This is a genomic window from Pseudoalteromonas sp. XMcav11-Q (assembly GCF_040104525.1).
Classification (GTDB): Bacteria; Pseudomonadota; Gammaproteobacteria; order Enterobacterales; family Alteromonadaceae; genus Pseudoalteromonas.
The window spans coordinates 72,849-86,419 of record NZ_JBECOX010000010.1; the positions used below are offsets into that span (position 1 = coordinate 72,849).

Sequence of the window (13,571 nt, forward strand, 5' to 3'; positions counted from 1 at the left end):
TAGGAGCGGGTTTATCCCGCGATCTTTTTTCTAATTATCGCCGCATAAAGCGGCTCCCACCAAGGGTTTGAGTATATGGTAGGAGCGGATTTACTCCGCGATCTTGTTTCTAATTATCGCCGCATAAAGCGGCTCCCACCAAGGATTTGAATATGTGGTAGGAGCGGGTTTACCCCGCGATCTTTTTTCTAATTATCGCCGCATAAAGCGGCTCCCACCAAGGGTTTGAGTATATGGTAGGAGCGGATTCACTCCGCGATCTTGTCTCTAATAATTGCCGCCTAAAGCGGCTCCCACCACGGGTTTGAGTATATGGTAGGAGCGGGTTTACCCCGCGATCTTTTTTCTAATTATCGCCGCATAAAGCGGCTCCCACCAAGGATTTGAATATGTGGTAGGAGCGGGTTTACCCCGCGATCTTTTGATTTGGCTCTCACTGTTATTATGTCAACTCCATTTGTTCCTAATTCTATGCTAGAAGAATCTCAACCCCTGCACTAGTCTTTATTGTGAACGCTTTAATAAAGGCTAGAATCATGAAGTTAAACTCTATCCGTATCCTCATGACCACTATATTCGGTGGCATTATTGTTTTTGTCGTCATCGTTACCTTATTGGTTGTTAACATGTACAACGCCTTGCTTGATTTTGAGCAAATGGCGGACAACCGATATAAAGCTTATCAACTGGCCGACGAATTAAGACAAAGCTCCGACGATTTAACGCGATTGGGCAGAACTTATGCGGTAACTGGTAACGACAAATACGAAAAGATGTATATGGATGTATTAGCGATCCGTAATGGTGAAAAGCCAAGGCCTGAAGGCTACCATAAAATTTATTGGGATTTGGTGCTTAACTATGGTGAGAAACCAAAACCAGACGGTCAGCGAGAAGTATTACTCGATGCTATGAAAGCGGCGGGCTTTAGCCAAAAAGAGCTCAACTACTTAAGTGAGGCACAAGCCAATTCCGATGGCCTTGTTGCATTAGAAGTTGAAGCCATGAACGCCGTAAAAGGTAAGTTTAAAGATAGTGCCGGTAATTACACCATCCAAGGCGAGCCCGATTTGAACAAAGCGGTTAAGCTTACCCACAGTGATGATTATCATCGCTATAAAGCCAACATCATGAAGCCAGTTGAATCGTTTTTTACTGAACTTGAAAGCCGCACCAAACAAAATGTTGTGCGAGCTCACAGTGCTGTAGAGTCTTATGTTTTGTGGGCTATGATGATGTTAGTGATAACCGTATGCTTCAGTTTATTTGGCGTGTACTTAGTTCGTCGTCGTATCGTGAAACCGATAGAGTTACTTGGTAGGACTTTTGAAGAGATAGGTAGTTCAAACGATCTTAGAAAAACGGTAGACGAAAGCGGTGCAACTGAGATTAAAGCGGTGGCCAATATCGTAAATCGTATGCTCAGTAGCTTTAAAAATACAGTAACGAACATCGGCTCAGCGGGTGGCGCGATGTCGCAATCTTCCAAAGAAGTGGCGCACTTTATTCGCAGTAACAAAGAGATAAGCGAAGAACAAAACGCCCGTCTTGAAACCATTGCTACGGCTGCGGAAGAAATGACCGCGACACTCAATGAGGTCACGTCCAGTACCGTGAGTACCGCAGATTATGCGAATCAGGTTGAACTTGAAGCACAGCGGGGGATGGAAGTGATGTCGCAAACCAGCCAGCAATTTAGTGAGTTGTCAGTGCGCTTTGACGAAACTGCTAATATTATCTCTGAGTTGACTGAGCAAAGTGACCAAGTGTCAAATGTAGTGAGCGTTATCCAGGCTATTGCGGAGCAAACTAACCTGCTTGCATTAAATGCTGCTATCGAAGCGGCAAGGGCGGGAGAGCAAGGCCGCGGTTTTGCTGTTGTTGCAGATGAAGTAAGAACCCTTGCACAAAGAACCCAAAAATCCACAGAAGAAATTCGCGATATCATCAACCAGCTGCAAACCAAAGCGGGGAGTGCGAATACCGCCATTCAGCAAAGTCAGCGCCAAGTGCAAGCGACGGAAGAGCAGGTGATGGTATCTTCCGAAGTGCTCGACAGCATCTTTGAAGCTGTAAGCAAAATCAAAGATTTGACTCAGGGGGTTGCTACCGCCTCACAGGAGCAGTTATCGGTAACCGAAGACATTAACACCAATATCAATGGCCTGAGTGATATTTCTAAAGAAGCGATTAAGCGGATGAATGAGTTTATGGCCATTGTTGAGCAGTTAGAGCAAACCAGCCACCGTCTCAACGATAATGCGAGGGAGTTTACTGTTTAGCACGTAGGAAGCACTTTACACGGTGGTCTCTTCTTTACTGATCGCCGCCTACAGCGCCTCCCACTAAGGGGTTAAGTATTTTGTATGAACGGATTCACCCCGCGATCTTGTCTCTAATGAATACGCATAAAGCATTTCCCACTAAGGGTTTAAATATGTGGTAGGGGCCGTTTTATGCGGCGATCTCTTCATGAGCAAGACTAAGAGAAATCAATAAACCTACAACGTCCCTTAAATGTGATCTAAATCAAAAATGCAAATGAGATTAATTATCAATATTTTTGACTTTTGTTCAGTTTCCATTTAGAGTACTCGCCAAAATTTACTTTAATGCAATAAATTTTGGGATATTAACAATGACAAACACGCCTTTTAAACGTGGTGTACTCTCTGCTTTGGTGCTTTCTGCCCTTAGTCCTGTTGCTTTTGCAGATTCAGTAAAAGCGCAGCCAGATATGGAACGCATCGTTGTAACTGCAACCGGCTTTGAGCAAAAAATACCAGAAGCACCAGCGAGTATTTCAGTGATCACGGCTGAGGATATTCAAGCTCAGTCCTATACGACTTTGCTTGATGCCGTGAAGTACCAAGAGGGCGTGGATATTGGCACAACTCGAGATAAAACCGGCCAAGGCAGTGTGAGCATGCGTGGTTTAACAGGTGAATATACGCTGCTACTTATTGACGGTAAGCGTCAAAACAATCACGGTGATATCTACCCAAATAACTTTGGTGGTAACGCGTTTAACCATATTCCACCTAAAAGTGCCATTGAGCGAATTGAAGTCATTAGGGGACCTGCCTCTACACTTTACGGCGCAGATGCGATGGGCGGCGTAATCAACATTATTACTAAAAAGTCAGTAGATGAATGGACTGGCAGCATCGATTTTGGCCGAAGCCTACAAACAAACGACCAGTTTGGTGATGACATTACCACAGATTTCAGTATCTATGGGCCTTTAGTTAAAGGTTTACTCAACTTTTCTGCTCGCGGTAGTATTTATGAGCGTCAAGCATCGAACCCTGAGTTTTCACCTGCAACCGATCCAAATGGTGAGCTGCATCATCGTGAACTCGGTTTTGGTAGTGGTGGTAGAACGGTTGACAATACCAATACACAACTTGGTGCGACGTTTGTGTTCACACCAAACGACAACCACACAGTTACTTTTGATTATGATATCTCAAATCAAGAGTACGATAATACACCAAACTACGACGTTGAGTCGGGCAAAATTACCTATCCACTTGGCACCAAAGACAACATCGAATCAATCTGGCAAGACAGTCGTGGTAAGGTAAATCCACGTGCAGGTTATGCGGCGGATCAAGAATTTGACAGAAGCTGGTGGTCACTAACGCATCAAGGTACTTTTGGTGATATTGAAACCTTTGTGTCATTGGCGTTTGTTGATACCGATAACAATGGCCGTACTATGCCGCTTTCTGTTGCAGAGCGTAAACTACTACAAGCCATGTACGATGGCAGTGGTAAATATGCCGATATGGAAGAAGCAGAACGTAAAGCGCTTGCTGAAAGCACATTCTTACCACGTCCAAAGCGTACACTTAACAGTAACCAATATACGTTAGACGCGCGAGTGGATATTCCAGTTGACAACTTACTTGGCGATCACGTGTTTGTTGTGGGCGGTCAGTGGGTTGACGGTGAATTACAAGATGGCGTATTTGGTATGGAGTCTGGCGTTGATCAAGGCGTTCAGGAACACCAAATGTACTCTCTATTTGTAGAAGATAACTGGAGCCTGAGCGATCCTCTAACAGTTACAGTGGGTGTCCGTCATGATAACCACGATGTATTTGGTAGCCAACTTTCTCCGCGTCTATACGGTGTGTATGAGCTGTCTGACGATTGGACAGTAAAAGGCGGGATCAGCACCGGTTATAAAACGCCACAAACGACTGACTTATACAATGGTATTACCGGCTTTGGTGGTCAAGGTACGTCGCCGTTTGCTGGTAACCCAGATCTTGAACCAGAAACTAGTGTAAACAACGAAGTTGCATTGTATTGGACGCACCCAACAGAGAACCACAATTTTAATATCACTTACTTCTCAACAGAGTTTGACGATAAGATCGCCCGTGGTGATACCATCAAGAGCTGCTCTGCAACCAATGGTGTAAAACCATGCGTGAATTTGGGCGTATACGACGAGCTTGGTTACGATACTTACAGCCAAAAAATCAATATCGACAAAGTTGAGATCCAAGGTATTGAACTTGCAGGTCGTTACCAGTTCACTGATGCAGTTTCACTTTACGCGAACTACACTTGGACAGACAGCGAGCAAAAGAGTGGCCCTCAAGAAGGTCAACCACTAACCAATACCGCTGAACACATGGCAAATGCCACGGTAAACTGGCAAGTAACAGACGAGTTCTCACTAACGCTAAATGCTGAAATGCGCTCTGATCGTTACCGTGGCTGGGACAATAACCTAGACAAAGCCATGTACTACAAAAACTACAACCTACTGCACTTAGGTGCTAAATACACCTTTAACGACAATGTTACTGTATTTGCGCGTATCAATAACTTATTGGATGAAGACTTTACGTCTTATAGCACAGATTACAGCGACTTAAACGGCGATGGTAAATACGAATACCTAAGCGGCCGTGGTGTGGTAAGCGAAGTGGTATTTAGTGATGACTACAATGTAAAAGACAAAGCCCGCAATATTTGGTTTGGTGTCAACGTGACGTTTTAATACCCATGTAAAGCATTACTAGATTACAAAAGTCAAAAGAGGTGCAATTTGCACCTCTTTTTATTGCCACTTGGGTAAGAGCCGCCTCACGCGGCGATCATTTCTCCGCCTTTTAGCTCGCTCGTAGCAGCGGCTTTACGCCGCGACAGACATCTGTGTTAGCAGAATAAATCCGCTTACTATCTTGTGTAGGAGCCGCTTTACGCCGTGATATTTTCAACAATATCGTGGGGTGAACCCACTCCCATCACACAACACTGCCGCTAGATAATTGCCCAAATATCACCGCTGGTAGGAGCCGCTTTACGCGGCGATCTTTTCAACAAGACTGCGCGCTCACTCCCTCAACCTCAATCCAACGCGTTCAATGCTCGATAGGTATCATAGGCAAACTGGTCCGTCATACCGCTAATAAAATCCTGAATAAGGCGGCAGCGATAATAAAACTCAAAAATCGGCTCGGCTTGCTCAGCCTCACTAAGCTGCGCGACCGTCTCGCGGTATACCGCAACATACTTTTTGGAAATTCGATTAATCAATCGCGACTCTATCGCAAAGTCATGGCCGCCATTTAATGCTGCGTTAAATTCATCAGCGTTTAAGTCAAGCACTCGCTGATATTCATTCAATATGCTGCTGGTGATCTTGTAGCCTTGAAGCTCCAACTGCTCGACTTCTTTATTCGAAAACACCTTGTTGGCCGCCACCGTTTTCAATGACTTTACAATGGCATGAAAGTGGCTGTTATCCTCCAGTAACGAAGCATTAAAACTCCCTTCGTAAATCGCTTTAATGTTATCGATAAAACGCGTTTTGGCATGTTCTGCAAGCGGGTGCAACAACCCCACGCGGAGCCAAATAAAAAACTCATTATCAAAATTCGCCATATGCTTGCTGGCTTTGTCATTGGCATAGTGCAGTTTTTTACTCATAAGCTCTAATAGCTTGTCATCGGTGATCCCAAACCCTGCCGCGATATTTTGATATTCCTCTATTAAACAGCCCGTTAACTCATCTACGCTAATAATGCCTTTTTCTACAGCGTCTTCCATATCGGCAAGGCAATAAGCAATATCGTCAGCCGCTTCCATGATATAAGTAACCGGGTGTCGATTACCCACTTGGATCTGTAACTTGTCGCACAGCTCACTAACAAACCCACTTTCACTAAAATAGTATCCCGCTTTCTTTTGCAAATAAGACTTATCAATGGCTACGGTTGATTTAGGTGTAGTCGCGCAGCGGGTATATTTCATCACAGTGGCACATTGTGAATAGGTAAGGTTAAGCCGAGAAAGTGTATGAATAACGCGAATGGCTTGGGCGTTACCCTCAAAACTACAAATATCGAGCAGTAACTCCATTTCTTGATTCAGCACCGCCAGATCCGACGCTTTGCTCTCCTTTGAGCCATACCTAAGCGCCGCTCGAGCACTTTTTGCAAACTGTTGATGCTGGCTCAAATAGCGTTTAAACCAATCATTGATAGCGGCCTCGCCAAAGTGACCAAACGCAGGGTTACCAATATCGTGCATTAAGCAGGCCATTTCAGACAGAGTGACCAAACACTCAGACAAATCCACCTGCTGGCCGTTTTTATCTCCATATTGCAGCAAATCTTGCCTACCTTGCTGCACCAGCGCATCAACAATTTTTTTAGCAATGTAACGGCCGTTTTGTTGCACCTCCAGAGAGTGCGTTAAGCGCGAACGCACCGCCGCATTACGCTCAAGCGGAAACACCTGGGTTTTTTGTTGCAGCCGTCTAAGCGCAGCACTGTTGATAATACGCCCACGATCGCTTTCAAGACTACTCGCCTCACTACCACCGGTATTATAAGAACGCTCGTTTGTTATTTTATTCTTGAAGTGCATGCGACTTTCCTGTTGAGACCCAAGCTACATTTCCAATGTAGGTGAATGTGGAAAAGTTGTAAACCGAATCGGCACCTCGCATAGCCAGCCTACAAGCAAACCTTCATATAAGGTAAGGTAGCGCAGGATCTCTACACCGAATTAACAACAGGCAAAACACCGACTAAGCCAGTAAAGTGATAAAAAGAGACTGTAATGCTTTGTATCAGGCTAGCTTATCTATAGTTGTTATTTCTACGGGCTTGGTTTAACCCTAGTTTTAATGGTCTGGCAAAAGATATCTAACACTTTGGTGGTAACCACTACAGCTTTTCGAACAAGTCTTATGCACTTTTTGATACACACTCTCCTAGAGACCTAGTTGCTAAGTTAAATAGAGATAACCAAGTAGTACAGCTGCCACAATTTCCTAATTTAAAAATTGCCTGCGGCCACTTTAAAACTGGTGAAAGTAGCGAAATGTCCTTCATGCCAGCTCCATCGGGATGTGGAAAAGTTGACCTTGAAAAACACTTCTTAGCTCATGCTCGTGGTCACTCTATGAACGGTGGTAAATACCCGATCTTAGATGGGGATTTGCTATTACTCGAGCGTATCACGGCGAACAATGCAGACTCGATTACAAATACCATGATCGCCATAGAACGATACCTATTATAGTGGCAAGAAATCCAGAGTATGAAGTAATGAAAGCCAATGAGGAGTTTGTGACGTTTGCGTGATTGAGAGAAGTGTAGAGACTCTCTGAGAATTAGCGCAGCGTAGATATGAGCTATTAGCGTCAAAGAGGAGCTGGTTAACAACCAGAGAGGTTTCTCTATCAACATAACGGGTGATAGGTTATAGCTTGAACTCTATGTAGATGGATTGTAAATTGATTTATCGATAAAAACTTTGGTTGTATTTCACAACTTTAGTAACTAGGACACGCAAACAAATGGATGGCTCAGCGTCACAACAACGCAACACAGTAAAAGAAGCGGCTTTATTTTCATTTAATAAATTTGTTGCTTTTACCGTTTTTATAACCAGTATCGTTATTGGTGCTTATGCAACTGATCTTGTTGAGATAGTGAAGGCCTACGTGCTTTATTCTGGTAGTAGCTTGATTCGCTTTATACCAATTTTGGTGCTTAGTGTGGTGATGATAAGTTATTTGTATTATCAATTTGAGCGAGCTGGACTAAGCACTTTTAGGAGATTCATAAAGTCAATTTCAACTGTGTTTGTATGCGCAACATTTTTTTCAGCCGGGATGTTTCTAAAAGATCCTTGGATATCACTTTCCATGTTCAACGATGAGTACGATGGCCCCGTCAAAACTTTTCAACACTACGCGGGGTTTGAAGTAAAGAAGGATAAATGTGAAAAGCGCGGTAAAAATCTTACTTGCTCCTTTTACGCTATTAATCTGCTTCCTCGTGATAATGCTTTTAGGATTAGAAATAAAAGTTATGCGATTGACCACAAAGATAGTCAAGCTAGATTACTTGCATACTATGTAGGTGAAAAGCGATATGGTAGTTATAACTCTGATTACTTTACTGTACCTGTAGGAAGTAAGCGAATGTTTAAAATGGAGTTTGAGCTCTCATCGGATGAAAAAATGGTATTTGCTCCGTACTTGTCAGTAGTACTGGATGCAGAACATCATGAAGAAAAGCATCTCAACTTTAGATCTATGGATGTTGTGGACTATGTTCAGTAGTCCGTGATTTTGCAAAGGTGAATTATGAACCAAGCCCTTAAATTTTTACTGTCTATCGTAATCGTCATCGTGACTTTTGTCGTGTCAGCAACCTTAGCTGGGATGTTGGCTGAATATGTGGGCTGGTGGAAAAAGCCGGTGATAGGCGGTGTAGCAGCGGCTTGCGTGGTGCTGTCGGGTTATTTGAGTGCGCCAGTGTATAAGCTGTATTCTGCGGCGGTATGGCTGTTGATTGGTGCAGCTGTAGCTTGGGTGATGTCGAGTGTGTTTATGTATGCTGAGGATGCCGACACCTCAGTGCCTTTGTATGTAACCTACGCAAGTGGTGTGTTTGCTTTGGCGCTTTGCTGGGGTTGGGAGCGTCGAAAGGTTGTGTGAGGGATTGGTTCTCTGTAATGGGGTGCAAGAGATCGCCGCGTAAAGCGGCTCCCACCAGCGGTGACTAGTGTGGTGGGAGTGGATTTATTCCGCGATGTTTTGTGTAGAGATCGCCGCACGAAGCGGCTCATACTTGAAGTGGTTTTTACCAGTGGGATCTAGTATGGTGGGAGCGGATTTATTCCACGATGTTTTTTGTTGAGATCGCCGCGTAAAGCGGCTCCCACCAGCGGGGGCTAGTGTGGGAGCGGATTTATTCCGCGATGTTTTGTGTAGAGATCCCCGAATAAAGCGGCTCCTACCTACTTATTCAATTGTTAAAGGAATATTCAATATGACTCCAAGTGCGTTACGCAAAGCAGTTAATGCCTTTTCTCAAGATACTCAGCATCAACCGGATTATTATTTTGTTGAAGGCTATGTGATAGGCAAAGTTGCCATTAATGATATTGCTGAAATACACGAGTGGTTGCCTGAGCTCTTTGGTGATTACACGGCTATTTACCGTGCTCAGTTAGAGGCCTTAATGTATTTGCATGAACAGTGTGTCTCAAGCTTGGATGGAAAAACTTATAAGTTGCCAAAAGAGTGTGCGCTATCTAAGCAAGACTTTGCAGCATCATTAGTAGAAGGGGCTCCGTTACCGAGCTTTTGTCTTGGTCTGCTTAAGGCCTTGGATAAAGTATCTTTTGAGAACTTGTCACTAGAGCAAAAAGGTGCGGTAAATGAATTACAACAACAGCTCACCGGATTTACTAGCTTAGATGCAGCAAAGGCGGCGTTTTCACACGCTGAGCCTACGATGCCTTTTGAGCGCGAGGCTCATGACGTAAAGCGTTATTTGGCTGGCGCGATTATGGAGTTAGGGGATACTTTAATTTGGGACCCTGAGCTAGACAACGAGCTCGGAGCGTTTGAATTTGAAGAAGATTTTGATGAAGAACAAGAAGAAATAAGAAACTCACTGATTGAGAACTTACTCAAATTGACTCACATTGATTCAATCCCTTTACTTGACCAGTTTATCCTTAATGAAGAACAAGACTTTATTACGCCTGATTATATTGAGGAAAATCAAGGCAATTTTTGGCTTATCCACGAAACCAGACCTTATATGTTTATTCGTTACCATAAAGCATGGATTTACTTTTGGGCAGACAGAGTACAAGAGGCGGTTGATGAGCTAGACGTGCTGCAGCGACTTAATCCAAACGATAATCAAGCCTGTCGATACCTGTATGTGAACGGTTTAGTCATCTTAAAACAGTGGGATAAACTACAAGCTTGCCTTGATGAATATGAAGAAGAGAGTATTTTTATGCTATCTGCAGAGGCGCTGATGCATTTTGCGCAGGGTGGCGAGAGCAAAGCTTTGAATGAGCTAAAAGCGACAATCAAAGGGTACAATAAGCACTTTATCAAGATGCTTACAGGTCAAGAAAAGACTAAGCAAAAAGAGATATATGGCTACACATTGGGTTCAAAAGAAGAAGTCTTAAGTTATATAGATTGTGGTGGCAAAAAAGCCTGGTTAAGCGTGGAAGGAAGCCTCTTTTGGCTGCGTAAAAAATCATAGCGGACTTTGGATAAATTAAGCAAGTAGAGATGCAAAGCTAAGAGCTGTTCACCGGTGAAGTTGGCCTTCACCGGGGTTATCGACAAGGTTTTCTCGCCTCAAAATAGTTCACTTAATTAAGCGAATTAGTATTAGAAGTCATATCGGATAGAGGCTGCAAAGCTTCGTCCCGCACTTTCAAGTCCATCTAAGCTTTCTGTCATACCGTGGCCTGCAAGATTGCCGTGTTGGTAGTAAGTTTTATCAAATAGATTACGGATAGCTAAATTTACGGCAGTATTATCACCCAATTTAACTTGTGCTAACCAGTCAATCGTGCCGTATCCAGGAGTTTGGTATTTACCTGTGTTCACTTTGGTCATTTTTTTAGCAAAATTAAGGATAAGATCTGAACTCACCATATCATTTTGATACTTGAAGCCTAGGTTCCCTGACAGCGGATTAATGGAACTGATATATTCATCTGTCTCATCATTTTTACCATCTTGATATGTTGCGCTAAATGAAACAGACAATGTATCGGTAGCATAGTAAGTGGTGGAGAACTCAGCTCCTTTGATCGTAACTGAATCAATGTTCTGGTATTGGAATTTGTCATGGTTATAGGCAAAGTTTCCTTCATCATCCAATATGGTTTCACGGCTTATAAGTTCTGTGGACAAGAAGTTATCAAACTTATTGTGGAACAGTGCAGTTGAAATAGTGAAGTCACCAATATGGCCACGTAATCCAAGTTCTAAGGTGTCACTTTCTTCTGGACTTAAGTCCTCTGCCGGTAAGATTTCATATAAATATTCTGCAGAAGCCTGATTGTAGTGTTCAATATAGGCTAGATCATAAGGCGGTACTTTGAACCCTTGGCCGTACTGAGCAAAAACAGAAAGCATGTTGTTTAGATAATACAAACCACCTAAATTAAACGATAAATGTTGATCGTCTATTTTCGCAAATTCTGTACCGTCGGTCTTTAAGGTACCGCTTGGGTCCATGCTGTAATAATCGAAACGTAGGCCTGGCGTAACTATAAGTTTGTCATCTAGTAGCTTTATTTCGTCATTGATGAATAGGCCAGCGCGAAGTGTATCATTTTTCGGGAATTTATTGGTAATGTCATCTTTGATGACTTCGCCTTCCACTTCTCGGTATTCACGTACTGTGCGTAGGCTCTCAGTGGTTTCTATATCAACACCGTAACCAAGAGTATGTTGCTTATCGAGTGCTTTACTCGCGTGAGAAATAAAACCATACGTAGTTTGCTCATAAGTACCGGTTTTCCACATGTCGCGTTTTTCGATAACACCAAACATAGGCGCGTTAATATCGAGTAAAGCATACTCTTGATCGTCTTGAACACTGTTTGTGTAATACAAATTAAACTGTGCTGTGTCCCAAACGCTATTGCCCGTATCGTTGTGATAACTCAGGCGGAACGAATCTGTGTGCTTTTCGGTCTCTGTACTTTCCGTCGCGATGTTGTAGCCATATTTAGCTAGACCACGGAAATATGCCAATAGACCATCGGCAAGGTCGCCACTTACATCTTGGCGCCACAGATCAGCAGAAACATTGACATAATCTTTGTCGTTGAAGTTGTATTTTAATTTGTAAAGTAAGCTTTGAGAGTCTATATCAAAGGGAGCGCGGGTGTTGTGCTTATTTTGCTCCTCTTTACCATCTCTGGCTGTTAGGCTCAGTAAGTGGTCAAAATTGCCATGCTGGCCTGCTAGCGTTGCACTTAGATTAGTTTGTTCACTGAGGTCGCTATAGCCTATCCTTACACGTGCGCCAAGATGCTCATTGTCGTTAAGATAATCACTGGCATCTTTGGTGGTAAATACCACAATACCCCCCAACGCATCGGAACCATAGAGAGATGAGCTGGCTCCTTTCGCAACTTCAACTTGTTTTATCGTATCAGTATCAATAAAACCTCGGCCCACTATATCGTTGAGTCCATCCGCGCCATAGCCTTCATTCATGCGCATACCGTCTTTTATGATCAATACTCTATCGCCGCCCATTGCTCGAACCTGAATATTTTGTGCACCACCTATACGACCCGTAATCTTTATACTTGGATCATACTGAAAAAGCTGATTTACATCGGTGATTACTTGTTCTTCGATGTCTTGGCTAGACATTACGGAGATACTAGCTGCTACGTCTTTAAGTGGCTTCTCACTACGAGATCCACTAACAACGATAACTTCTAAATCATCTGCGGAAACGGCGTTATCGGCTAACGCAACCGTTGATCCAGAAGCAATAATTGAGGCGATAAGTAGTCGCAAATAGTGTGTTTTTGCAAAGCGCATGATGAGATTCCTATGAATATTTTATTGCTGAGCTGCTACTAAAATTTGCGAAGATCATACCTCTATTATCAAAAAGATCAATCTAAATAATAATAATTTCCATTTGCGTTGTTGTAAGTTATTACATTTTCAAGTACATTGTCGCGATAATTTATAGAGGGGAATTATTGTGAATATACAAGCAATAGAAATGCTAATGGCCAATGTATCTGAGCTGCTAATGACGCCAGTTATTATTGTAATATCAGTACTTTTTGTTTACGCATTTTTTGCACTTGGACGCTTTGTATCCGAATTTTTAATTCGTAGGAAAAGTCGTTTGTCATACCAACGTGGAATAGATAATAAGTCGTTACAAAGCTACAACGGCTTTCATGTTCATAACTATTTTATTGCGAATCCAAGCGCATCTGAAGATGAGTTAGAGGTGTTTGCGTTAAAGCAGCTCGAAACGCTTCGAATTGTTACGCGGGTTGCTCCAATGCTAGGTCTTATCGCGACAATGATCCCAATGGGGCCGGCGTTAAAGGCGCTCGCAGACGGTAACATTCAGGGGATCAGCGAAAACTTAATTATTGCGTTTGCTGCGGTAATATGGGGACTTGTTATTTCTACACTTACTTTTTGGCCCGCTTCGGTTAAGAAACGTTGGTGTGCTCAGGAGTTGATCAACATTCGAAAACTGAGAGGGGAATAATTT

Annotated in this window: 9 protein-coding genes; 7 read left to right on the top strand and 2 right to left on the bottom strand. The window is 43.1% G+C overall.

Features of this window, described 5'->3' with window-relative positions; genetic code table 11:
• Positions 1–536 precede the first annotated feature (536 nt).
• Positions 537–2,282, top strand: coding sequence for a methyl-accepting chemotaxis protein (locus tag ABMY45_RS16190; RefSeq protein WP_174170663.1), 1,746 nt, complete (start codon positions 537–539; stop codon positions 2,280–2,282).
• Positions 2,283–2,638: 356 nt separating this feature from the next.
• Positions 2,639–5,020, top strand: coding sequence for a TonB-dependent receptor (locus tag ABMY45_RS16195; RefSeq protein ID WP_174170664.1), 2,382 nt, complete (start codon positions 2,639–2,641; stop codon positions 5,018–5,020).
• 350 nt (positions 5,021–5,370) lie between these two features.
• On the opposite strand, the gene dgt is transcribed toward ABMY45_RS16195, so the two are convergent.
• Positions 5,371–6,894, bottom strand: coding sequence for a dGTPase (gene dgt, locus ABMY45_RS16200; RefSeq protein ID WP_206471148.1), 1,524 nt, complete (start codon positions 6,892–6,894; stop codon positions 5,371–5,373).
• Between the two features lie 468 nt (positions 6,895–7,362).
• Between dgt and ABMY45_RS16205 the strand changes: the two genes are divergently transcribed.
• From ABMY45_RS16205 to ABMY45_RS16220, 4 genes are all read left to right on the top strand, one after another.
• Positions 7,363–7,554, top strand: a complete 192-nt coding sequence (locus ABMY45_RS16205; RefSeq protein ID WP_349289167.1) for a hypothetical protein — start codon at positions 7,363–7,365, stop codon at positions 7,552–7,554.
• A gap of 277 nt (positions 7,555–7,831) precedes the next feature.
• On the top strand, positions 7,832–8,602 hold the full coding sequence (locus ABMY45_RS16210) for a hypothetical protein (RefSeq protein ID WP_206471146.1): 771 nt from the start codon (positions 7,832–7,834) through the stop codon (positions 8,600–8,602).
• Positions 8,603–8,626: 24 nt separating this feature from the next.
• Positions 8,627–8,980: a hypothetical protein gene (locus ABMY45_RS16215; protein ID WP_206471145.1), complete on the top strand. Its 354-nt coding sequence runs from the start codon at positions 8,627–8,629 to the stop codon at positions 8,978–8,980.
• A 334-nt stretch (positions 8,981–9,314) separates the two neighbouring features.
• A complete protein-coding gene (locus tag ABMY45_RS16220; protein WP_206471144.1) occupies positions 9,315–10,556 on the top strand; it encodes a hypothetical protein in 1,242 nt (413 codons plus the stop codon).
• A gap of 131 nt (positions 10,557–10,687) precedes the next feature.
• On the opposite strand, the gene ABMY45_RS16225 is transcribed toward ABMY45_RS16220, so the two are convergent.
• On the bottom strand, positions 10,688–12,871 hold the full coding sequence (locus tag ABMY45_RS16225) for a TonB-dependent hemoglobin/transferrin/lactoferrin family receptor (RefSeq protein ID WP_174170669.1): 2,184 nt from the start codon (positions 12,869–12,871) through the stop codon (positions 10,688–10,690).
• A 169-nt stretch (positions 12,872–13,040) separates the two neighbouring features.
• Here ABMY45_RS16225 and ABMY45_RS16230 point away from each other — a divergent pair, with 169 nt between their 5' ends.
• Positions 13,041–13,568 carry a MotA/TolQ/ExbB proton channel family protein gene (locus ABMY45_RS16230; protein ID WP_130165272.1) on the top strand — a complete coding sequence of 176 codons (528 nt, stop codon included), beginning with the start codon at positions 13,041–13,043 and terminating at the stop codon, positions 13,566–13,568.
• The last annotated feature ends 3 nt before the right edge of the window (positions 13,569–13,571 follow it).